At 55.6% G+C, this 22,321-nt stretch carries 17 protein-coding genes and 1 riboswitch; of the genes, 3 read left to right on the top strand and 14 right to left on the bottom strand.

Annotated elements, in window-relative coordinates; all coding sequences use genetic code 11:
* Positions 1-34: 34 nt before the first annotated feature.
* From H7B67_RS22855 to modA, 4 genes are all read right to left on the bottom strand, one after another.
* Positions 35-4,528: an S-layer homology domain-containing protein gene (locus tag H7B67_RS22855; RefSeq protein WP_185122172.1), complete on the bottom strand. Its 4,494-nt coding sequence runs from the start codon at positions 4,526-4,528 to the stop codon at positions 35-37.
* Between the two features lie 191 nt (positions 4,529-4,719).
* Positions 4,720-4,904: riboswitch (cobalamin riboswitch) on the bottom strand.
* 63 nt (positions 4,905-4,967) lie between these two features.
* Positions 4,968-6,257, bottom strand: a complete 1,290-nt coding sequence (locus tag H7B67_RS22850; RefSeq protein WP_185122171.1) for a hemolysin family protein — start codon at positions 6,255-6,257, stop codon at positions 4,968-4,970.
* Positions 6,258-6,399: 142 nt separating this feature from the next.
* Positions 6,400-7,086, bottom strand: a complete 687-nt coding sequence (gene modB, locus H7B67_RS22845; protein ID WP_185122170.1) for a molybdate ABC transporter permease subunit — start codon at positions 7,084-7,086, stop codon at positions 6,400-6,402.
* Between the two features lie 2 nt (positions 7,087-7,088).
* Positions 7,089-7,895, bottom strand: a complete 807-nt coding sequence (modA, locus tag H7B67_RS22840; protein ID WP_185122169.1) for a molybdate ABC transporter substrate-binding protein — start codon at positions 7,893-7,895, stop codon at positions 7,089-7,091.
* Positions 7,896-8,053: 158 nt separating this feature from the next.
* Between modA and H7B67_RS22835 the strand changes: the two genes are divergently transcribed.
* Entirely contained in the window at positions 8,054-9,025 is a 972-nt protein-coding gene (locus H7B67_RS22835; RefSeq protein WP_185122168.1) for a helix-turn-helix transcriptional regulator, read from the top strand.
* A gap of 283 nt (positions 9,026-9,308) precedes the next feature.
* Here the strand turns inward: H7B67_RS22835 and H7B67_RS22830 are convergent, their stop codons facing one another.
* From H7B67_RS22830 to rnz, 6 genes are all read right to left on the bottom strand, one after another.
* Positions 9,309-9,842 (bottom strand): hypothetical protein, encoded by a 534-nt coding sequence (locus H7B67_RS22830; RefSeq protein ID WP_185122167.1) that lies wholly within the window; start codon positions 9,840-9,842, stop codon positions 9,309-9,311.
* Between the two features lie 3 nt (positions 9,843-9,845).
* On the bottom strand, positions 9,846-11,408 hold the full coding sequence (locus tag H7B67_RS22825; RefSeq protein WP_185122166.1) for an SAM-dependent methyltransferase: 1,563 nt from the start codon (positions 11,406-11,408) through the stop codon (positions 9,846-9,848).
* A gap of 172 nt (positions 11,409-11,580) precedes the next feature.
* A complete protein-coding gene (gene cyoE, locus H7B67_RS22820; RefSeq protein WP_185122165.1) occupies positions 11,581-12,501 on the bottom strand; it encodes a heme o synthase in 921 nt (306 codons plus the stop codon).
* A gap of 296 nt (positions 12,502-12,797) precedes the next feature.
* Positions 12,798-13,874, bottom strand: coding sequence for a DHHW family protein (locus H7B67_RS22815; protein ID WP_185122164.1), 1,077 nt, complete (start codon positions 13,872-13,874; stop codon positions 12,798-12,800).
* Positions 13,875-14,066: 192 nt separating this feature from the next.
* A complete protein-coding gene (locus tag H7B67_RS22810; RefSeq protein ID WP_185122163.1) occupies positions 14,067-14,546 on the bottom strand; it encodes a heme-degrading domain-containing protein in 480 nt (159 codons plus the stop codon).
* 61 nt (positions 14,547-14,607) lie between these two features.
* Positions 14,608-15,561, bottom strand: a complete 954-nt coding sequence (gene rnz / locus H7B67_RS22805; RefSeq protein ID WP_185122162.1) for a ribonuclease Z — start codon at positions 15,559-15,561, stop codon at positions 14,608-14,610.
* A 251-nt stretch (positions 15,562-15,812) separates the two neighbouring features.
* Between rnz and glsA the strand changes: the two genes are divergently transcribed.
* Together glsA and H7B67_RS22795 are read left to right on the top strand one after the other, a co-directional pair.
* On the top strand, positions 15,813-16,754 hold the full coding sequence (gene glsA / locus H7B67_RS22800; RefSeq protein ID WP_185122161.1) for a glutaminase A: 942 nt from the start codon (positions 15,813-15,815) through the stop codon (positions 16,752-16,754).
* Positions 16,755-16,884: 130 nt separating this feature from the next.
* Positions 16,885-18,720 (top strand): UbiD family decarboxylase, encoded by a 1,836-nt coding sequence (locus H7B67_RS22795; RefSeq protein WP_185122160.1) that lies wholly within the window; start codon positions 16,885-16,887, stop codon positions 18,718-18,720.
* Here the strand turns inward: H7B67_RS22795 and H7B67_RS22790 are convergent.
* The 4 genes from H7B67_RS22790 to H7B67_RS22775 form a co-directional block, all read right to left on the bottom strand.
* Positions 18,717-19,463, bottom strand: a complete 747-nt coding sequence (locus tag H7B67_RS22790; RefSeq protein ID WP_185122159.1) for a hypothetical protein — start codon at positions 19,461-19,463, stop codon at positions 18,717-18,719. The genes H7B67_RS22795 and H7B67_RS22790 overlap by 4 nt on opposite strands.
* Before the next feature lie 149 nt (positions 19,464-19,612).
* A complete protein-coding gene (locus H7B67_RS22785; protein WP_185122158.1) occupies positions 19,613-20,338 on the bottom strand; it encodes a YebC/PmpR family DNA-binding transcriptional regulator in 726 nt (241 codons plus the stop codon).
* 48 nt (positions 20,339-20,386) lie between these two features.
* The gene (locus H7B67_RS22780) at positions 20,387-21,148 is read right to left on the bottom strand and encodes a DUF2087 domain-containing protein (RefSeq protein WP_185122157.1); all 762 of its coding nucleotides are present in this window, start codon (positions 21,146-21,148) and stop codon (positions 20,387-20,389) included.
* Positions 21,149-21,358: 210 nt separating this feature from the next.
* Positions 21,359-22,318, bottom strand: a complete 960-nt coding sequence (locus H7B67_RS22775; RefSeq protein WP_185122156.1) for a hypothetical protein — start codon at positions 22,316-22,318, stop codon at positions 21,359-21,361.
* Positions 22,319-22,321: the final 3 nt, after the last annotated feature.

Genomic DNA, 22,321 nt, shown 5'->3' with positions numbered 1-22,321 from the left:
GTGAATGCCCTTGCTTAGCTCTACTCGCTTAAAATCAAACGTCTGTCAGATCATAGAGACGATTGCGGCCATTCACCAAACGGTCGTACGCCACGAGAGCATACATGGCTTGATCGGTCGCCATCGCGTCCACATCTCCGGGAGTCGCTCCTCCATTGGAGGTGCCCCCGGCCTTGATGTGATAGAATCCGCCGTTCGGCGCCGCGAAGCCAAGCAAGGCCTCCAGCGCCGAACGCCCGTTTTTCACGAACCTAGCGTCCATGTGCGGATCGATTCCGAGGCTCGTCAGGGCAACGACGACTTGTGCGATGCTTTCGGAGTTTACGGTTTGAGAGCTGCTGTACCCTCCGTCCGCAAGCTGAGCCTTGGACAGCCACTCGACTCCTCGGTCGATCGCAGCTCTAACCTTATCATTCGTCCCGTAATACGGCGCCAACGCTTGGATCGACATCGAGGTGATGTCCGAGTCCGACTCCTTCGCGTTCGCCCCCAGCGCCCATCCTCCGCCGGCAATCTCCCGGTTTAGGATGAAGTCGATCAGCAGATCTCGCGTCGTTTGCGTCTTGACGCCGCTAACGTTAGGAATCTCGTACTTCTTGCTGTCGAGCGCGATCAGGGCGAAGATCGGACCGTTGATGCCTTGCTTGATCAGAGTATCATAATCCGCCAGCTTCTCCAGCAAATTATATCCAGCCGCATCGGTTACGCTCTTATTCAGAGCGGTCAGCGCCAGTATGACCCGATCGTATTCGGTGTACTTCACCGAATGGAGATTGCCGCCCTTCTCTTTGAGCGTCTTCTCCAAGTTGGCCAAGTACTTCTCATAATAGGCGTTCGGCACTTCTGCTCCGGAGCGGGCAAGTCCGAATACCGTCCATTCTCCGCCGATGCTGTTCACGGTCGGATCGGCAATCGTTTTCTGCATGAACGCCGCGGTGGCAGCGATTTGGTTCTTCGCCGCAGCTTGAACCTCGACTGTCGACGATCCGTTCCCGGTCGAATGCTCTTGCCGGTATTCGTACGCCCTCATGGCCACGACGACGGCCATCTCGCGGGTTACGGAATCCTTAGGCGCGAACTTGTCGCCTTGGCCTTTCATGATCTGAAGGGAGAGAATCTTTTGAACGTCCGATTTTGCCCAAGATGACACTTGATTCAGGTCGGCGACGGACGCCGTCTCGGCCGAAGAAGACGCGTTCAGCGCTCTTGCCAGAATGGAAGCCATCTGCTCCCGGGTAATCGTGTCGTTCGGATTGAATTTGTCTCCGGATCCGCTTACGAAGCCGGCTTGATAGGCCGTGTTCACATAGGCGTAGAACCATTTGTCGGCCGTAACGTCCTTAAATCCGTTCGTCTTCGTCTGCGAAGCCGCCAATCCGAGCACGCTTACGAGAAGCTTCGTGAATTCCGCTCTCGTAATCGTCGTCTTCGGGTTCAGCTTGCCGTTGGCGCCTTGAACGAAGCCTTGCTTGGCCGCTTGGCCCATCGAGTCGAGCGCCCAGGCCGAGATCAGAGAGGCATCCGGGTAGAGCTTCTTGAGATCGTAGGCTTCTTCCGCCGCCGTCAAGGTTGAATAAGTCACATACGTGGTAAAATGGTTCGTCTTCACGATCAAGTTATCGCCATCCACGTAAGCGTAAGCGAACTTCTCCTTGCCGGTAGACGCGTAAGCTCCCTGCTCTTCCGATTTGTAGATCGTGATCGGAGTGAACGTCCCGTTCTCGATAAAGCCGACTTGCCGGTCCTTAGCGCCTTTGATCGTGAGCGTGACGGGCTTGTCAAAGACGAAGGATGCGTCGGAAGCGCCCATTGAGAAGGCGTTCGAGATCCCTTGGAGTTCAGCTCCCTCTCCCAGTCCCGCTTGAACGAGCTTCGACAGCTCCGCAGCGCCGGGGTCTGCTGCCGTGAACATCTCGAGTACATCCCCACCTGCTATCAGCTTCGTGCCGTAATCGATCGCCAACGAGTAGTTGGCTTTATTCACGATTAACGCAGGGATAGCTGCCTTGACGTTCTTCAGGTTCAGGAAGAACTTGAACTTGGAATCCGTCGGAATGTTGTAATAGACCTTGCCGTTTTTGTTCGGCGGGTATGCTGCTTCATAGGTGAAGTCGCCGTTTAAAGACGACGGAATGGTAACGACCACGTCGTCCTTGCCGGTGCCAGAGCCGCTTCCGCTTTCCTGCCACTGGTTCGGATTCTCGCCTAAATCTTCCCCGAGATTCGTCGTATAGCGCCACTGGACGGTATCGCCGCTTTGAAGCGTATACTGGCTCGCCCCATAATTCGGATAAACGCCGTTTACGTTATACTTCCATCCGCTTCCGGTTCCATGGTCGAATTCTCCATCGCCGGCGATCGATTGAACATAAACGCTGTTATATTCCGCGGACCATTCGTAGCTATATGCAATTCCTTTTGCGTCAAGCTCTCTCTTCAGCACGGACCAAGCCGTATCTCCCGCTTGCAGGTCGATGCTGGATGGTTCTATGACGTAACCTTTGCCGATCGTCTTCTTGTCTACGGACAGTGTTACTTTATTAGTCGGAGTCGGAGTGACAACTCCGCCGCCGCCCGGCTCTTGCCCCGGATCCGAAGTCCAAATATCCGACATATCGTAAAGCCGCGATTTGCCCGCCTTCATCCGTTCATAAGCGACAAGCGCGTAAGTGCCTTGATCGGTTGCCATGCCGTCCACGTTGCCGGTCAGGACGTGCTTAAATCCTCCCGTTGGCACCGCGAAAGCCATTAGGGCGTCCAAAGCGGAGTAACCGTTCTTGACGAACCTGGCATCCGTAGCGGAATCGATGCCCAGTTCGGACAAACCCGCGATGACTTGAGCAACGCTCTCGCTGGAAGTCGACCCGAAGCTCGTGTAACCTCCCGTTGCGTTCTGCGCGCTAGACAGCCATGCGACCGCTCGATCGACCGCAGCCGTCACTTTGGCATTCTTGCCGTAATAAGGAGCAAGCGCCTGAAGGGCCATTCCCGTGAGATCGACATCCGCCTTCGTACCGAATAACGCCCATCCTCCCGTTGAGGAGTCGGGATCAATTTCCTTCTCCAGAATGTACGATATAAGATTGTCTCTCGTCGCCTGATTCTTCCCATTCTCCGCTTGCGGGAAGTTCAAAGCGCGGGTATCCATGGCGATGAGAGCGTAGATCGGGCCGTTCATGCCTTGCTTGATAACGTAATCGTAATCGGACAAGGCCTTCGTGATGTCGTATCCCGCAACATCTTCAGCCTTATACCCGGCTGCGGCTAACCCTAGAATCAATCTCGAATGCTCGGTGCTCTTATTCTTGTCCAGCACTCCGCCATTCGCCTTCATCAAACTATTAACGCTATTAATTACATTCTGATAATAGGTTTGATAATAGTCGTTGGGTACAGAATATTCGGCGCGAGCCAGCGACAGTACGCTCCACTCGCCCCCCGACGTTCCGAACTTCGGATTCGGATAATCGGCTACGATTTTCGCCAGGTTTTTGCTTAGTTGATTGCTTACATTGCTTTGCAAATCATAGAGGACCGTAAAGCTTCTCTCCGTCCGATTCCCGGCTGCGTCCTTCGCGGAGACGACGATGCTATTGGCTCCCGAATCCAGCAATGCGGTATAGGCACCATTGGTTCCCGTCAGTTCGACTCCATTCAGAGCAACGATCGGTACGAGGCCTCCATTGACGTTATCCGTAGCGGCGACTTGGAAGTCGATCGATTTGGCGATGGCCGTCATGGAATCCGACAGCCCCGTTACAGTCAGTTCCGGCGCTACCCTATCCTTAGATACTTCTTCCTCGAGTGCATTCAGCGCCGAATCGACTTCCGCCTGGGTGCTCTCCAGATTCTTGAGGACGTCATTGGCGTCTGCGTAAGCTTCGGCAAAACTCGGATCCGACAGCAGAGCTTTCAGCTCCGGAATGCTGTTGATCTTGGCCACTTCGGTCGTCAGGTCGTCTTTATCGGCAAAATCGATAAGGCCCGGCGCCCATTGGCTGGCAAAGATGTCGCTGCCCCAACCATAGATGGTCAATTGGTTGCGAATCACGTCTCCGTCATGGGGAACGTAATCCGAAAGCCCGACATCCGGAGGAACGTTATTGACGGTATTCATCCATCCGGCTTGAGTCGAATAGTCAAGCTGCCCGAGCCACTCGTCGTCTGCCGCTCTCGGCGTCGGGCTTTCCAGAACCGAGAGGATATACTCCGGAATAACCGCTTCCGCAACCGGATCCTTTACTTCCTGCAGGTAGAAGCCGCTATCGGCAGTCCCGCCGTAATGAACGTTGCTTTCGCCTACAGCACGAAGGAGCAAGTCTGCCCCGTTATCGCCCTCGAAGAACGGTACCAATACCGGCTCCATGTAATACCCTTGGCCGATAGTGAACTTCTCGACGGTCATCGTAACCGTTCCGAGCGGCGTCGCTTCCTCGGCCGACGCCTGACTAGGCGCTATATTCGAAGTTATTGCTGTAACGAATAACACTAAGGCTAACAGCCAGCCCATCGCTTTCTTCTGTCTCATGCCCCTTCAACCTTTCCACTTTCCGAAATCATTGCAGTCCATCCGCGATTCTTCTAAACCTTCGTAACATGTTCCGACGCATAAGCAAACAAGCCAAAAAACCTCTTAACCCAGTAGGTTAAGAGGTTCGATCCATGCGGCCGCCAAGATATGCAGACATGAACGGAACACCCCCTATCGCTCGTAGAGTTGATGGTGTTGTCATTCAGGCAGGTCTTCTGGCTTAAGGTTCGTCGCTCTTGCTGCCTTCCCGGTTGCCCAGTGGCCTGATAGCAAGAACTCCCCTCATACAGCGGCGGGACCGCGCGGGATTCTCACCCGCTTCCCTATTATTCCTTGCGCGCGAGGCGAAGGAACCTGAAATCCTATTCGATTAGTCTCTATCTTAACGAATTATGATGTTTTTGTCATTGAGAAATGTCACAGTACCATTTCGGATTTACGTGGCGGCTCTTTTGACGATTTCGATTTTGCGAATGCGGTTCTTGTCCCGATCGCGAACGATATAGCTGAAGCCGTCATGGAGCCAAGCGCTTCCGGTCGGCAATTCCGGCTGGTGATTGTACAGCCATCCGCCGATGGAGTCGACGTCCTCGTCTTCGATCGTCGAGCCGACGACTTGGTTCACTTCCTCGATCAAGGCCGTTCCTTCCACCAGGAATCGGTTGTTGCCGAGCGGCTCGATCTCCCGGCCTTCGTCCTTATCGAATTCGTCGCGGATTTCTCCGACGATCTCCTCGAGGATGTCCTCGATCGTAATAAGCCCCGACGTTCCGCCGTATTCGTCAAGCAGCAGCGCGATATGAACGTTCTCCTGCTGCATTTTGCGAAGAAGGGTCTTGACCGGCATCGCTTCCGGGACCGTCATGACCGGCTGGATCAGCGTCTTGTAATCGAAGCTCGGATCGTTGTCGTAGCTCAGGAAGAACTGTTTCGTATTTAAAATCCCGATGATGTGGTCCTTGTCGCCCAACGCCACCGGAAAACGCGTATATTGCTCTTTCTTGATAATCGCCCGGTTCTCCTCCACCGAACGATCCGCGTATAAGCAGACCATATCCGTACGGGGAACCATGATTTCGCGAGCCAGCAGCTCGTCGAACGTAAAGATTCGATTGACGTATCCGTATTCGGTCTTGTTGATCTTCCCGCTCTGATAGCTTTCCGAGAGAATGATGCGGATCTCGTCCTCGGAATGGGCTTCCTCGTGCTCGCCGACCGGCTTCAAGCCGAACAGCTTCACGAAACCGCGGGCCGAGCCGTTAAGCGCCCAGATGAACGGATACATGACTTTGTAGAAGAAGATGATAATCGGAGCCGTAAAGAGCGCAACCTGCTCGGCTTTCAGAATCGCAGCGGACTTAGGAGCCAATTCTCCAAGAACCACGTGCAGGTAAGTCATGATGACGAACGCTACGGCAAACGAAATGATATGGCTCGCGTTCTCGCCCAATGCCAAGTATTCGAACAGCGGATGAAGCAGTTTTTCGATCGTAGGTTCTCCAAGCCATCCAAGTCCTAACGCGGTAATCGTAATGCCGAGCTGACAGGCCGACAGATACGCATCAAGGTTAGTGGTGACTTTCTGTACCGCTAGAGCATTCTTTTTCCCTTCCAAAACCAACTGATCCACTCGGCTGGAGCGAAGCTTAACGATGGCAAATTCGGTAGCGACAAAAAATGCGGTTAACACGATGAGAATAACAACCAAAAACAAGTTTAGGCCCAATCCGATCTTCCTTTTCCCAATTAATAGTTTATTTAAACCATTGTCCTAGTAAGCTTCTACGTACGATTACCCTGAATGGTTCCAGAAGAATCGCTTCGTTATTCAACGCAAAGAGCCGACTCCCTTCGGAATCGACTCAGGATTATCGATGAGAATGGCTCTCCGACGCGCTCTTGGAGGTCCTGCCCGTTAACAGCAGCATGAGAAAAGAAACGACGACGATCGTCCCGGTCCAAGCCCATGCCAGGCGCATATGACCGGAGTCGACGGCTACGTAGATCGCGGTCGGAAGCGTCTGCGTGCGTCCCGGAATGTTCCCGGCGATCATGAGCGTGGCTCCGAATTCCCCTAGCGCTCTAGCGAACCCCAGGATATAGGCGGTGACCAAGGAACGATAACTGAGCGGGAGAGTAATGAATTTGAACACCTGCCACTCGTTCGCGCCATTCGATCGAGCCGATTCCTCCAGATTTCGGTCGACGGAATCGAATCCCACCCTCATCGACTGGTACACGAGCGGGAAAGCGACGACGACCGCCGCGACGACCGCCGCCCACCAGCTGAAGATGACCGGAGCGTTAAACGCCCACTCGATGAACTGCCCGAGCCAGCTTCTTCTCCCGAGCAGCACCAGCAAGATAAATCCCACTACGGTCGGCGGAAGCACGAGCGGCAGCATAAAGAGCGTCTCTAGCAGCACTTTGCCCCTAAAGGCCGCCCGGCTCATCCATCTGGCCATAAGGGTGCCAAGGATCATGACGATAACGCTGGCCAGAAGCGATACCTGCAGCGACAGCTTGATCGGCGTTCCGTAATCCGACCAATCCATCGTTAATTATTCGGAGCCGAGAAGCCGTATTGGGTGAAAATGTTCATCGCTTCCTCGGTTTGAAGGTAATCGTAGAACGCTTGCGCCTGTTCCGAATGCGTCGTCGCCTTGACGATGCCGATCGGGTATTCGATCTTCGTATAGGTAGCCGGATCGACCGCGAAGGCGACCTCCACCTTGTCGGAGACGAGCGCATCGGTCTTGTAAACGAACCCGATGTCCGCGTTGCCGGTCTCGACGTATTGGAGCACCTGCTTTACGTCCTTCCCTTGAACCAGCTTGCTCTGAAGGGAATCCCACAAGCCCGCTTGCGTCAAGGAATCCTTCGCGTATTGGCCGGCCGGCACGCTGTCCGGAATGCCGACCGCGATGAATGTTACGGCGTCCGAAGTCAGTTCCGATACGCCGGAGATCTTCGCCGCGTTGTCCTTCGGAACGATGGCGACCAATTCATTGTTTAGGAGCGTCGTCGTTCGATCCGATGCGATAAGCCCCTTGTCGACCAGCGCCTTCATGTTCTTCGTCGCGGCGGACAGGAACAGGTCGGCAGGCGCGCCTTCCTCGATCTGCTTCTGAAGCGCGCCGGAAGCGCCGAAGTTGTATGTAATCGTGACGTTAGGAACGACGTTGGCATATGCCTCTTTGATGTCGTTCAGAGCATCGGTCAAGCTGGCCGCGGCGGAGACCGTCAGCTCTGCTTTCTCGGCCGACGCCGCCTCCTTCGATTCCGTATCGTTGCCGCAAGCCGCCGCGACCGCGATAAGCGCGACCATCAGGACAGCCAGCAGGCTTTTTCTCCACATCCGCATTCTCCAGCACCCTCTCCATTTATATCTAATTATAATCAATTATAACTAAACATCATCTTACAGAGGCGAACATGGTTTTACAATCCCCCTATCGTTTGATTGTGTTACAATACGGTTTACGAAGGTTGTTTTTGTAAACTCGCCCAAGGAGAATACCGATGACCGAAGACATTTCGTATACGACGGAAGAGATTGCGAAGCTCCTCAAGATATCCAAGCTGACGGTGTATGACCTGATCAAGAAAGGCGAGCTCCCCGCTTATCGCGTCGGGAAGCAGATGCGGGTCGATGCATCCGATCTGGAAGCATACAAGAGAAAAGCCAAAGGAATCAAGGAACCGTCCGAAGAGCCCTCGCGGGCCGCGCCCGGGACGATCGGTACGACCGGGTCCGCCTCCTTCCCTCTCTCGCCGACCGGAGGCCAGCGGCCGATCGTCATTACCGGCCAGGACATCAGCCTCGATATTCTCGCGAAGCACATGGAGAAGGCGATTCCGGGAATTCGTCCGCTGCGCGCCTATGTCGGGAGCCTGGACAGCCTGATCGCCATGTACCGGGGAGAATCGGACATCGTCAGTACTCACCTTCTCGACGGGGATACCGGCGAATACAACCTGCCCTACATCCGCAAGCTGCTAATCGGTTCCTCTTACCTTGTGGTTAATCTGTTAAGCCGCCGTGCGGGCCTATACGTGCAGCGGGGCAATCCGAAGAAGCTTCGGGACTGGAGCGACCTAGGCGGCGCCGGATTAAGACTCGTTAACCGCGAACGCGGCTCGGGCGCGCGCGTTCTGCTTGACGAGCAGCTCCGGCTGCATGGCATCTCCGCCTCCAAGCTGGATGGGTATGACCGGGAGGAAAACAATCATTTGGGAGTCGCGGGCAAAGTCGCTTCGGGCGAAGCGGATGTCGGGGTCGGCATCGAGAAAGCGGCGGCCATCGTCGGAGGAGTGGATTTTATCCCGCTCATTCAGGAGCGTTACGACTTGGTGCTTCTTAAGCGCCCGGACAATAGGGAATGGATCGAAGCCGTCCTGCGCATTCTTCGCTCGGAGCCGTTCCTAAGCGAGCTTCGGTCGATCTCGGGGTACGATTTGTCGCTTGCCGGACAGGTTCTGTTCGAGACTTGATAATTTTTTGAAACGGAATGCATCAGACACGGTATTTCTCTCGTTCTTAAGCTGAAGCCGATTGTAACGGAACTGGGAGCCCTTATTTCGCTTCAATAGTCCGATTTATTTATTTAACGGAAGTGAACGCCGCTATTTTGAAAGATAACCTGTAAAATAGGCAATTCGAGCAACAATAAGGGCTCCTATTTCCGTTAGAATGTAAAAGTGCGGCATTTAGCCCAAATAACGGCTGTCATTTCCGTTACAGATATGGAACCTAACGTACAAAGAAGAAGACAAGTCAATCCTTGTCTTCTTCCGCTAGGTCCCACCGGTCCCGAACCTTCAGCAATTCCGGGCGAGGCCGCTCCGGCATGTCCGTTAGAATGAGCCGAAGCTTCCCGATCCATTCCCCGAAGGAGGAGAAGGAAGCGAACGCGTTCGCCATCTCCGGCGTCAGAAGTAGGAAGTAAGGCGCCGGAAGCGTCTCCGTCAGATGGCGGAGCGCATGGTCGATCGGCGTGTATTTTTTTCTCTTGCCCTCCCACCCGTCGATCGAGATCCACTCCTCCTCCCTCTCCTCTTTCCACTCGTACAGCTTCTTTTCCCGCTTGTAATACGCCAGGATGGGCTCCTTGGACATTCTCTTCATCGTTTCTTCGTGAACCGGATAAAGAACGAGACGCGAGAAGGTACGCTCCTTCGCCAGTTCCGCCGCGCGGTCCAACTCTTCGCTTGTAACCCTCTCGAAGGAATCGTAGAAAATCAGCGTTCCCTTCGTCCGTTCCTCCGGAGGCTCGTATCCGTAAGGTACCTTCTGCGTCGTTACCGCCAATGTTTATCCCTCCGTTCCCGTCAACGCATCCAGAAGCTCGCGCGCTTCGGCATGCTCCGGCTCCTGCTTCAGCGCTTGGAGAAGGTATTCCGTCGCCCTTCCGGCCTCCTCCTGCTCCAGGCAGCAGATCGCCAGGCAGTAATAAACCATCGGATCCGGCAATTCCGTCGCTTCGGCCAGCGAGGCTTCCAGGAACCGGCGCGCATCTTCGTAACGGTCCATCTCGAAGAGCAGCATGCCGACATCGAGCGCCAAATCGTACTTTTGCTCCATGACATAATAAGCGGACCACATGTGCCGGATTCCAAGCTGCAAATCCAGCTTCTCCTCGTCGCTCGACTCCGGCAGGAGGACCGACATTCTTCGGCCGCTCTGGATGAACCACTCCGCGTCGTAACGTCCGAGCCGCCAGAACGCGAGCAGCTCCTGCAGGCTCATCTCCTCCAGATGCTTGTCCATCCATAGCTTGAGGCTGAAGAAGTCGTCCGGCCCGAACCGCCCGGCGGATCGGCGATAGGCAAGCCTTGCATTCGCGTAGCCGGCCGCATCGCTTACCATCAGCAGGCAGCCGACGTTGATGTTCTTGTAATGATGCTCGGGAAAAAGCGCCAAAGCGCCCCTGTCCTCGAATACGCGGATAATCGCATGGTAATTGGCCGTGAGCGAGAAGCTTCCGTGCAGAATCAGCTTGGGCGGCTCTGCGAATCGCCAACTGTCCGCCAGATGGTCGCCTTTGTCCGCCGTAAGCAAGATGAAGCCTTCCCGGGACAGCGCTTGAAGCCTCTCCAGGCAACGCAAGCCCGCTTCCGGGAACAGGATGTGGGAATCCTCCAGCTCCTCCCGGTAATACTCGATGACGTCCCGGTATGGATAATCCGAACGCTCGTATTCCGGCGCCCGCCGGTTGACGTAGTTCAGCTCCATCGCTTCCAGCGCTTCGGACGGTCCCAGCATCCCCATCTTGCCCGGAGCTCGAACATCCACCTCGCACTCATAGATTTCCCCGTCCGCGACATAAATCAATTCCTGAGGAATGCTGTCAAAAAAATAATTCGCGACGATTAGCAGAGGTTGAGCCAGCTGCCCCGTAGTTACGGTCGTGCCCGATACCGCCAAATGCAGCTCCGTGTCGTTGACGGCATCGAACCGGGCGAAATCCAGGCAGCCGCTCTCAACGTAAGGCTTCAGCGCGGGATGGCGCCGCCAACCGGCGACGTTCTCCGCGGGCAAATCCGTCATGATATAACGGAATTCGGGCAGTTCCAGCCCCGAATAGTCGATCAGCTCTCGCAGGGAATGCAGGACGTGATTCGCCAGCCGTCCAGCCCCGGCTCCGAGCTCGACGATGTACACCGGTTCGTCCCGCTTCCCCTGCGCGGCCCGGTCTTGGAGGATTCCGAAGAGGATGTCCGCGTATGCCGCTCCGATCATCGGATTGCTCGTTACGTATTGGGGAACCTGGTCGTTGACCCAGGCTTTGAGGCCTTGCTCCTCGAAATATTGCCGCTGCAGCTCCCAGATCGGGGCTTCGCTGAAGCGATAACGCTTCGCACTCGTTTCGTTCATTCGCTCGGTACCGCCTTATAAGGTAAGATGTCACTGGAATCGTACCATATAAATTCATTTTGCCCAAATGGAACAAATCCCCCGGAAGCGACGCAAAGCTTTATACAATCAAAAAAGCCGTCCGGCAAGTCATCTTGGATGACCGCGGGACAGCTTATCGTCGTAACGCTCGTTAGATCAAGGGTTTAATCAGCGAATAGCCGATGATGACCAGCATGATAAACGTCATGTGATACAGGGAGTAAATAAACATCGTCTTGGACCAGCCGCTCTCGGGCATGCGCCGATAGCCGACGATGCTGAGAACGAGCCATGCGACGCTGACCACGGCGTTGACGATCGCGATGGCCGGGCTGAACGACCAGAACAGGGCGCTGGTCGCGATGAGCAGGATCAGGTAGAAGTTCTGCTGGTAATACGTCCGGCGAAGGCCGTACACGACCGGAAGCATCGGAATGCTCGCCGCCTTGTACTCCTCCATGCGCCTAATCGCGATCGCATAGAAGTGAGGCATCTGCCAGACGAGCATGAGCAGGAAAATCGCCAGCAGCGCGGGATGGTTCAGATCGCTCGAGATGGCCGCCCAACCGATCAGAGGAGGCGTCGCGCCCGACAGGCTTCCGACTTCCGTGTTGTATACCGTTCGGCGCTTCGTCCACATCGTGTAAGGCACAACGTACAGGAACAGGCCGAGGAAGCCGAACAGCGCCGCCATCGGGGATGCCCAATACAGCAAAATCACGCCCAGGACGGACAACGCCGATCCGACGAGAATCGCGTTCTTCGCGCTGACCTGGCCCGTTACCGTCGGTCTCTTCTTCGTACGCTCCATGATAATGTCGATGTCCCGGTCGTAGACGTTGTTGAAGGCTCCCGCAGCCCCGATGACGAAGGTCGTCCCGATCAGCGCCAGTACGATGTCGCCGATTTTATCGAAGAACGATGCTTCCGACACGTACAGCGCCATGCAGAGACCCGCGAACATCGAGATCAGATTCGATTTGATGATTCCTATTTTAATGGTCTCGAATACGATATTGGTTATCGACTTGACGGATATCTCGTACCCGAGACGGTCGGCTTGCGCTCGCATGCACGAACACTCCTTCCTCTTTCTCTCTCCTCCCATGCTATCACAAAATGGGCAGCGATTCCTCTTCATTTGACACCTAACATGATTCTGTCAAAAACTTGTGTCTCTTTCGTTAACGTATCTGGACAAAAAGCAGTTTAACCGCACTCCGGCCGGAATGCAATCAAACTGCTCATTTTGTCACCGTTTATTTGGTTTTGAAGCCATTCCGACATATGGGGACCTCCGATGGCGACTGCCTCTTTGTCCTCTAGTCTTCTCTTGGCGGTTGCCGCTTATGCCGGATCGGACCCGCCTTATAATAGTCCGGAGATCGATTGGGCCATTGCCGAATTGCGGGCGACCGTCGCGTTGTTCAGGAACAGCACCTCGGTCGCTTGATGCTCCTGCACGAATTCCGTAAGATTGCCCTTATAGGACCTAGGGTCGACGTAATAAATCGTTTCGTAATGAGCTAGCAGATACGGGATAAAGGCGTTGGCGAACGAATCCTTCACGACGACGAGCTTGCGGCCGTTCTTGTTGTCGGTATCGATCTCGCCCCAAGGCGTGTCGCCCCCCATGAACACCGCATATAAACCGATGCTATCGTTCGCGTATTTCGCGTCGACGATGTTTCGGACAAGAGGCTCGTTCTTCGTCGAATAAGCCGTAAAGGTATATTTCGTCTGCGGGACGTAATAGGCGATCGTATCCGGCTTCGCGCGAAGCGCTTCGTTCTTAAGCGCCTTGTATTCGCTGCCGAGGAAGCCGTCGATCGAGCCTTCCTTGAACGCGCTCAGCTTCTGCGGCTCTTCGCCGATCGACTCCATGAACCTGGAATAAGCGTAATAAGCGCCCAGAGCCGTCCAGTGATGATCGGTTCGAAAGTACAAATATTCGTCCTGGTGCGTCTCGATGGCGTCGTAGGCGTCCACCTGCACGATCTCCGAATTCAGCTTCTCGTCGATATGGGCGAAAGCGTCCTTCTGCGAGTCGGAATTCCGCTTGGCCATCTCGCTGTCTACGAACTCCCCGGCCGAAGGCGCCAGAAGCGAGTATACGCGGATCGTCGGATCGATGCTCGCCTTGAACTTGTTCAGCGCTTCCGCGTATTGCTCCGCGGCGCTCTCGTTATACGTAAATAAGCTCGCGGCTTGATTGCCGGACAAGAAGTATTTAACCGATTGAACCGTCAAGATTTGGTCTTCCGCTTCCACCGGATCCGCCTCGCCGGACGCCGCCGCCGACTCCGCCTTCTGGCTTGCTTCCGCCGGGGCGTTGTCGTTCCCGTTATTCGATTCGTCCGCTCGGGTATGAATGATTCCGAAGATCCCCACGGCCGAAAGAAAAAGGATAAAAATCGTAAGCGTCAGTTTAAAAGTCGATCTCATCTCGTTCCAAGCCTCCAAGCCTATCTTGCATCGTTGCTGTTTCGCAAAATCTTCTAATAGTTTACATGCATTACCTAAAGATTTTACGAGACAAATCTTAAGATTTCCTTAAAGTCGGCTCGGAAAATAAAAGCCCGCCTCCCGTTTATTGGGAAGCGGACTGCGGACAGGCAAGATCGGCGAGACGAAGCTTCAATAAACAATCCCAAGAAACTCCGCTAACGTATCCGTGATCATCTCGTGATCCTCGGGTCCCGTCAGGCCGGAGACGGCGATGGAGCCGATCGGCCCCTCTACGTTCGCCATGAGGATCGGGAAGCAGCCGCCTTCCGCCGAATACTCCATCGCGTCGACGTATGCATTTTCTTGGATCGTCGTGTTCCATGACTTGTAGAGCACATGCATATAATACGAACTGTGGCCAAAATGATTAACGACATTAAGCTTTCTCTCGATCCAACGGTCGTTGTTGGGGCCCGTTCCGTCCATCTTCGCGTGGAAGACGACTTGTCCGTTGCGCCGGATATCGACGACGATTTGCTTGTCCAACCGGACGGCTCTCTCCAGAATAGCGTTGCCAAGCGCGATCGCGGTGCCGTGGCTGAATTCGCTGAACCGAAGCAGCCTCTCCTGCTCCAGTATTCGGTCTAGCAAAGCTTGATAATCTTCCACCTGTCATCCTGCCTCTCCCATGGCGATTCGGATCTGCCGAAGTTCAATCTCCGAAATTATACTAATCTTCGCCGGCGGCGTCCATGGGAATGGCGAATTCTCTGCCGTCGGCGGCGGCGTGCAGGTTCCCGAAGACGGAGCGGGCCTCCTCCGCCATCCGCTCGACCGCATCGGCCGCGTAGCGGGCGCTGAAGTGCGTGACCACGAGACACTTCGCCCTTGCCTCGCGCGCCGCCCGGGCAGCCTGCGTTATCGTCGAATGGCCGTAAGCGGCCGCTTTCTCCTCCAGTCCGGAAGCGAAAGTCGCTTCATGGACGAGAAGATCGGCTTCATGCGCCAGCTTTACCGCATTCTCGCACGGTGCCGTATCCCCGAGAATCGTCACCGTCACGCCCTTCTTAGGGCTCGACAGCACTTCTTCGGACCGGATGACGGTGCCATCCTTCAACGTGACCGCCTCCCCTCTCTTTAGCTTGCCGTATTCGGGCCCGGGAGAAATTCCGAGCCGCTTGAGCTTCTCCAAGTCGAGAGAGCCGGTCTTCGGAGACTCCATGATCCGATAGCCGTAGCAGCGAATGCGATGATCCAGCTCCATGGCGACGATCCGGCAGAAGCTGTCCTCGAGCACGGTCTGCTCCATCTTCTCGGAGGCTAGCTCCACGATCTCCAGCTCGTAATCGAGATGAACCTCGCTGATGTCCATAATGCCGTCAAGGTAAGCTTTCAGCCCCGGAGGGCCGTAGACGGTCAGCTTCCCCGCGCCTTCGATGAAGGAGCGGCTGGTGAGAAGCCCGGGCAATCCGTACAGGTGATCCCCGTGCAGATGAGTAATGAATATTTTATCCAGCTTGCTCAGCTTCAAGCGCTTGATGCCGAGCAGGCGATGCTGCGTCCCTTCCCCCGCATCGAACAGCCAGAAGCGATTATGGCGCTCCGGAAACTGCAAGGCGATCGAGGTCACGTTGCGTTCGAGCGTCGGACGTCCGGCGCCCGTTCCAAGAAAGATAAGCTGCACTCTTCTGTCCATCCCCTTCCGGTCAAGAAGCCGAACGAATATGATTATTATGCCAAAAACGGGTCCTTCCATTAGAATAGCATGCCCGCCCCCGATAAAACACGCATCAACGGCTGAATGGCGCCGAACGGCCCTTTATAAGCTTCTCGAATTGACCGATAATAGCATACAACGACGGCCGTCGACGAAGCAGCCGGGTCATGCGACTGACTAGGGCGGCAATACCGTTGGGAAAAAGGGGAAATGTCAGCATGAGCACAAGCGAAATGGCAAGGCTCGAGCAAAGCTTGTCCGCATGGGTCGATGCGAGCCGGGTCTATACCTCGCGCGGTAAGGTAGCCGCTTATATCCCGGAGCTGTCCAAAGCGCCCAAAGACGCCCTCGGAATTACGATCCTCAGCTCGGCCGGACAATCGGTCTCCGCCGGGGACAGCGAGCTGAAATTCACCATGCAGAGCATCTCGAAGGTATTTACGCTCATTCTTGCCTTGATGGACAACGGAGAAAAGGCCGTGTTCGACAAGGTGGGCATGGAGCCGACGGGCGACAACTTCAATTCCATGCTGAAGCTGGAGCTCGTGCAGCCCGGCATTCCCTTCAACCCGCTGATCAACGCGGGGGCGATCACGATCTCTTCGTTGATCAAGGGATCCGGCCCCGCCGAGAAGTCGGCGAGAATCCTTGAATTCTTCAAGCGCCTCGCCGGCAACGACCGGCTCTCCTACGATTCCGACGTCTACTTGTCGGAATCCGAGACGGGCGATTTGAACCGGTCGATGGCGTACCTGCTCAAGGATCACGGAGTGCTCGAAGGCAAGGTCGACGACGTGCTCGACGTCTACTTCCGGCATTGCTCCATCCAGGCGGATTGCGCCGATTTATCCCGGATGGCGCTCGTCCTCTCCTGCAACGGGACGGACCCGGTCACGGGCGAGTCTCTGATTCCCCGCCGGTTCGTCCAGATCGCGAAGACGTTCATGACGACCTGCGGCATGTACAATGCTTCCGGAGAATTCGCCATCCAGGTCGGGCTTCCCGCCAAGAGCGGCGTCTCCGGCGGCATCCTCGCTCTCGTTCCGGGCCGATTCGGAATCGGCGTCGTCGGTCCCGCGCTGAACGCCAAAGGGAATAGCTGCGCGGGGGTTCGTCTGCTGGAGACGATCTCCCAAGAGATGGATTGGAGCATGTTCTAGCGTTCGGAACGCGAGCCTATCTGGCGACGAGAGGGATCTTCCTCCGCCGCTTCTTTCTTGCATTGAGTTCGCTCGCCGATTGCGATATTCTGTACATAACCTTTGCATCGGGGAATGGAGACTATCATTTATGTACAAAAGTTTGGAAGAATGCGTCATCGATCTCGAACGGCATGGTCACCTCGTTCGCGTTCGGGAAGAAGTGGACCCCCATCTGGAGATGGCGGCCATTCATCTCAAAGTTTACGAGGCGGGAGGCCCCGCCCTCTTATTCGAACGAGTGAAGGGCACTCGATTCCCTGCGGTTTCGAACTTGTTCGGCACGCTCGAGCGCAGCAAATTTATTTTCCGCCATACGTTAAACGCCGTGCAGCAGGTCGTCAAGCTGCGCGACGATCCGATGCAGGCGCTGAAGCACCCGCTGCAGAATATCTCTTCCGGCTTCGCCGCCTTGAAGGCGCTGCCCTCGAAGCAATCCGGCGGCTTCCCCGTAGCGGAACAAGAGATCCGGATCGGCGATCTTCCCCTCATCAAGCACTGGCCGGATGACGGAGGCGCCTTCGTGACGCTTCCGCAGGTATACTCGGAAGACCCCGACAAGCCCGGGATCATGAACTCCAACCTGGGAATGTACCGGATCCAGCTAAGCGGCAACGATTACCGCTTGAACGAAGAGGTCGGCGTGCATTACCAGATTCATAGAGGCATCGGCATCCACCAGCAGAAGGCGACCCGGCGAGGAGAGCCGCTGAAGGTCAGCTGCTTCGTCGGCGGCCCGCCTGCCCATATGCTGTCCGCCGTCATGCCGCTGCCCGAAGGTCTCAGCGAGATGCTGTTCGCCGGCCTGCTCGGCGGCCGCCGGTTCCGCTACAGCTACCTGGACGGCTTCTGCATCAGCAACGACGCGGACTTCGTCATTACCGGCGAGATTCATCCGATGGACACCAAGCCGGAGGGCCCCTTCGGCGATCACCTGGGATATTACAGCCTGGCCCACCCCTTCCCGGTCATGAAGGTGCATCGGGTGTTCGCGAAGAAGAACGCCATCTGGCCGTTCACCGTCGTCGGCCGCCCGCCGCAGGAAGACACGTCCTTCGGAGAACTGATTCACGAGATCACGGGCGATGCGATCAGCGGCGAAATCCCGGGCGTCAAGGAGGTACATGCCGTCGACGCGGCAGGCGTGCACCCCCTTCTGCTGGCGATCGGCAGCGAACGCTACACGCCTTACCTGCAGACCAAGAAGCCGACCGAGCTGCTCACGATAGCCAACCGGATCCTGGGAACCAATCAGCTGAGCTTGGCGAAGTACCTGTTCATCACCGCGGAGGACGAGCGTCCGCTCGATACGCATGACATCGTCGATTTTCTTACTTACATTCTGGAGAGAATCGACCTCAGGCGCGATCTTCACTTCCATACGAACACGACGATCGATACTCTCGATTATTCGGGCGGGGAGCTTAACGGCGGAAGCAAGGTCGTCTTCGCCGCGTACGGGGACGTTCGCCGGGAGCTTTGCCGCGACGTACCGGAAGCGCTGAAGCGGATCCGCGGCTTCGAGAACGCGCGGCTCGTCGTCCCGGGAGTCGTGGCGCTCCAAGCTGCGCCGTTCGTCAGCTATGAGGACGCCGGAAGAGAGCTTCAAGAGCTGGGCGAAGAGCTCCGCGCGCGCGGGGAGCTGGACGGCTGCCCGATGATTCTCGTCTGCGACGACAGCGGCTTCGTCAGCGCTAGCCTGTCGAACTTCCTCTGGGTCGCCTTCACCAGAAGCAATCCGTCCCACGATATTTACGGCGTGAACAGCGCTTACGAGAACAAGCATTGGGCTTGCGACAATGTCATCCTGGACATTCGGCTCAAGCCGCACCACGCGCCTCCGCTCATTCCGGACCCGACCGTGGAGAAGAACATCGAACGATTCTTCGTGAGCGGAGCCAGCTTAAGCGGCATCCGACATATTTAATGGAGAAACGGGCTTAACCGGCCCGTTTCTTTTAATTCCCGAATCGCCGCTTTCTCTCCGGACGAGAGGGCGATTATCATCTGCGCCAGCCTCGAACGGACGAAGGCATACACGTCGAGATCGACGCGGACAAGCTCCTCGATTCCGCGGATCTCCGCTAAGGAGAGCTTGCGGGGCGCTTCGGACGCGTTTTTGCCCTCTTCCATCCGCATTACGACTTCTCCCCACCCGTACCTCTTCTGCCAGAAGTAAATCGTCTCCGGCAGACGTTCGACCGTACCGAGTATAGGATATTTCCGCCCGATCAGCTCGATCGCCTCCGATGCCGTCGCGTTCAGCTTGCCGGTAAGCATCGTGGTCTGATAGTTGCGAAAAACGAACAAGAGCTCCGGAGGTAGCTTTAAGAACTGGTCCAAGCTCCCGTTCCCCATGAATTGGTGAAAAGGATGATCCGGCTTGCTAACGATAAAGGAGTGGTACGAAAGGATGGCATCGATCGGATTGCGCATAACGGAAGTATATTCGGCGGCCCGCGCGATATCTTCGTGGATGCCGTAGCTGAAATGACCGAACAGGCAATCGAACCGATAAGGCGCATCCCGCATGCGCTCCTGCCAGCGGTCCCAGACGTTCATGTCGATGACGCCGAGCTTCTCTTTATATTGTTCGTAGAACAAGACGGCCGCGCCGGTTCCCGCAGCCTTCGGAATATGAACGAAGAGCACGATGGGGTGACGCTTCATCGTCTTCGCGTATGGATGTCGGCCTTTCTCATCGCCACACCTCCAACAGTAGAATATTCAGCTGCAAGGCATTGGTATGGACGAGTTCTCCGACCGATCAAAAAAGCGGCGGAGTAAAGAGCCTGCGCTCTTCTCTCCGCCGCTTCGACTTATTCTTCGTCTTCAAGCTCCACGTTGTGATACACCTGCTGAACGTCTTCCAGATCGTCCAGCGCGTCGATGATCTTCTCGAAGGACGGCAGCGATTCCTCCGGAAGCTGCACGTAATTCTGAGGAATCATCGTCAGTTCCGCTACGGTGAATTCCGTCACGCCCATGCTCTTGATCGCGTCTTGAACGGCGTGGAATTGCTCCGGATCGGCATACACGACGACCGAATCGTCCTCTTCCACGACATCGCGCACGTCTACGTCGGTCTCGAGCAACAGCTCCATCACCTCGTCGACCGTTTTGCCGGTCAAGCCGATGACGGCCGTCGCGTCGAACATGTAAGCGACCGAGCCGGTTACGCCCATATTGCCGCCGTTCTTGCTGAACGCGGCGCGAACGGAGGAAGCCGTGCGGTTCACGTTATTCGTCAGCGTATCGACGATAATCATCGAGCCGTTCGGGCCGAAGCCTTCGTAGCGCAGCTCGACGTAGTTCTCTTCCGCGGAGCCTTTGGCTTTATCGAGGGCACGGTCGATGATGGCCTTCGGCACGTTATATGTTTTGGCGCGTTCCAGAACGACCTTAAGGGCTCGGTTCGCTTCCGGATCCGGCTCGCCTTTCTTGGCGGCTACGTAGATTTCGATGCCGAATTTGGCATAAACCTTGCTGTTGCTCGCGTCTTTCGACGCCTTCTTGTTCTTAATGTTGTTCCATTTGCGTCCCATGATCGAGTCCTGCTTTCTTATTTATAATATTGCATTATACCAAATGACTCATTGCTTAATCCAGTACAAGCTCCCATTCGGTTCCCGATCCATGAATCCGTATTCGATCAGATATCTTCTCAGAGTCGCAAAATCGGGATGCCGCTCCTTGAGCAGGGCGTTGACTTCCTTCTCCGTGTACTTCTTGTTGTCCGCGAACCGCTTGGCCAGCTGCCGCAGAACGACGAGCTTGCGCTTCTCCTTGCGAGGAATCTCGCTAAGCGGCCCGTCGGGCCCTTCCTTAAAATAGATTCGAAGAATCGTCTCCCTCTCTTGCTCCGTCACCGCGTATCGTTCATCCACCATAGTTGCCGTCTTGTGAGGCGTAATCAATCGCTGTGCCTTGGACGTTCTGTCGCTAGCAAGCTCCATCAATGCCAAGAACACCTTCGCTTGCTTCATTTTCTCCCGCAGAGCGAAGCGATGATTGCGAATCGTCGACGTGCTCCCCCCTTCCATCTCTTTGACGATTTCATTATCGGACAAGCCGTCATGGAACATCTTAAGCAGCCGTTTCTGAAGCTCCGTCAAGCCCGTCAGCTTCTTGTCCAGCCCCATTAAATAGTCGAACATGGAGCCGTGCGCCTCGCTTACATGCACTTGGGCGAACCTCGAAGCTTCGTAAAGCACTCCCTCGTAAGGGTAAACGATGCCCGGCTCGAATTTCTCCCCGCAAACGAGACATAGGTAGGCTTCTTCTTCTTCCCGATAAGCGATTCCCTTCATCAAATCATTCAAAGGCACTTCCCAGAACAGTTCAGATGCTTGCATTTTATCAACGCCTTTATATTTCGTTTGGTTTTTTTATAGACATTATATAAATACGTCTATTCTTTGTAAAGTTTTTGTTGGAAAAGAAAACGAAACTCGTTCATAGTCGGCCCCGAATTTATTTACATATTTACTATTATGTAAACTTTATATCAAAAAACGAAGCGAACAGCCCTTCCAAGCCGCTCGCTTCGTCGCATCCCGATTCGCTTATCTCTGCTCGATCGTCTCCCTGTACGTCCGCTCGAGCGTGGCGAGCTCGCTTTCCAGCCTTGTTCTTTCCTTCGCTAAGCGGGCAAGCTGGCGATTCACTTCCTCTCCCCCGCTGTCCACCTTCTCCAAAGCCTCGTTAATCCGGCCCTGCACGACCCAATCCATCAACAAACCGTCAAAAAAGTAGTCCGCGAACGTCAGGAAGCCGCTCAGCTCCACGTCTCCCGCGCCCGACTGCCAATCCAGATCGGCCAGCTCCCGCTCGAAGGAGCGCAGCGATGATTGCGCTTGACGCATCTGCTCTCTCGCCTCGTCGATTCGGCTATGCTTGATCGCCGTCGAGATCATGCCGCCGCCGAGCATATCGTACGTTCCCCAGCTTCGCGCGGAACGCAGCTTATCCTGAGCGCCAGATAACCGGTCGGAGGCTCTGGAGCCCGCAGTCTCCGCTTCCTTCGTCTCCTTCAGCCTAGCACGCAGAGCTCCGGTCTCCTCGGTAAGCCGATCCAGCTCCTTCTCGGTCGGTTCGTCGAACAACCGAATCCAGTTCTTCTTCTTCTCGAGCAGCTCTTCGTATTCTCTATCCGAGCCCGCGACTTCGGCGAACAACCGCTGATTCTCGGCGAGCTCCGACTCCAGCGCGGACAATGCCGTCAGCGCCGAATCCAGCTTCAACGTCGCTTCGGCCGCTTCCTTCTCCTCTTGTTCAAGCCGCTCATCCAGCTGCCCGATCAGTTTGTACCAAGCCCTCGGGATGGATGCTTTCGTCAACGTCTCGACATCCGACTGCTCCTCGTTGGCCAGGATTCTGCTCTCTTCAACGGCCTTTCCCTGGCGGGCGATCAGCTCCTTCAGCTCCGTCAGACGCCGTTGCCTCTTCTCCTTCAGCTTCCTGCGTTCCCCGCATGCCGCCAATTGCTCGTTCCACTCGAGCAGCTGCAATCTCGCTTGATCCAATGC

Origin of the sequence: Cohnella thailandensis, assembly GCF_014212135.1 — a bacterium.
Lineage (GTDB): Bacteria > Bacillota > Bacilli > Paenibacillales > Paenibacillaceae > Cohnella > Cohnella thailandensis.
This window is presented reverse-complemented; position numbering and strand designations above follow the sequence as displayed.

What these genes read in the sequence shown, in the direction of transcription:
- H7B67_RS22855 (WP_185122172.1), bottom strand. Translation starts at nt 4,528, where the DNA reads ATGAGACAGAAGAAAGCGATGGGCTGGCTGTTAGCCTTAGTGTTATTC.
- modB (WP_185122170.1), bottom strand. Translation starts at nt 7,086, where the DNA reads ATGGATTGGTCGGATTACGGAACGCCGATCAAGCTGTCGCTGCAGGTA.
- modA (WP_185122169.1), bottom strand. Translation starts at nt 7,895, where the DNA reads ATGCGGATGTGGAGAAAAAGCCTGCTGGCTGTCCTGATGGTCGCGCTT.
- H7B67_RS22835 (WP_185122168.1), top strand. Translation starts at nt 8,054, where the DNA reads ATGACCGAAGACATTTCGTATACGACGGAAGAGATTGCGAAGCTCCTC.
- H7B67_RS22825 (WP_185122166.1), bottom strand. Translation starts at nt 11,408, where the DNA reads ATGAACGAAACGAGTGCGAAGCGTTATCGCTTCAGCGAAGCCCCGATC.
- cyoE (WP_185122165.1), bottom strand. Translation starts at nt 12,501, where the DNA reads ATGCGAGCGCAAGCCGACCGTCTCGGGTACGAGATATCCGTCAAGTCG.
- H7B67_RS22815 (WP_185122164.1), bottom strand. Translation starts at nt 13,874, where the DNA reads ATGAGATCGACTTTTAAACTGACGCTTACGATTTTTATCCTTTTTCTT.
- glsA (WP_185122161.1), top strand. Translation starts at nt 15,813, where the DNA reads ATGAGCACAAGCGAAATGGCAAGGCTCGAGCAAAGCTTGTCCGCATGG.
- H7B67_RS22795 (WP_185122160.1), top strand. Translation starts at nt 16,885, where the DNA reads ATGTACAAAAGTTTGGAAGAATGCGTCATCGATCTCGAACGGCATGGT.
- H7B67_RS22790 (WP_185122159.1), bottom strand. Translation starts at nt 19,463, where the DNA reads ATGAAGCGTCACCCCATCGTGCTCTTCGTTCATATTCCGAAGGCTGCG.
- H7B67_RS22785 (WP_185122158.1), bottom strand. Translation starts at nt 20,338, where the DNA reads ATGGGACGCAAATGGAACAACATTAAGAACAAGAAGGCGTCGAAAGAC.
- H7B67_RS22780 (WP_185122157.1), bottom strand. Translation starts at nt 21,148, where the DNA reads ATGCAAGCATCTGAACTGTTCTGGGAAGTGCCTTTGAATGATTTGATG.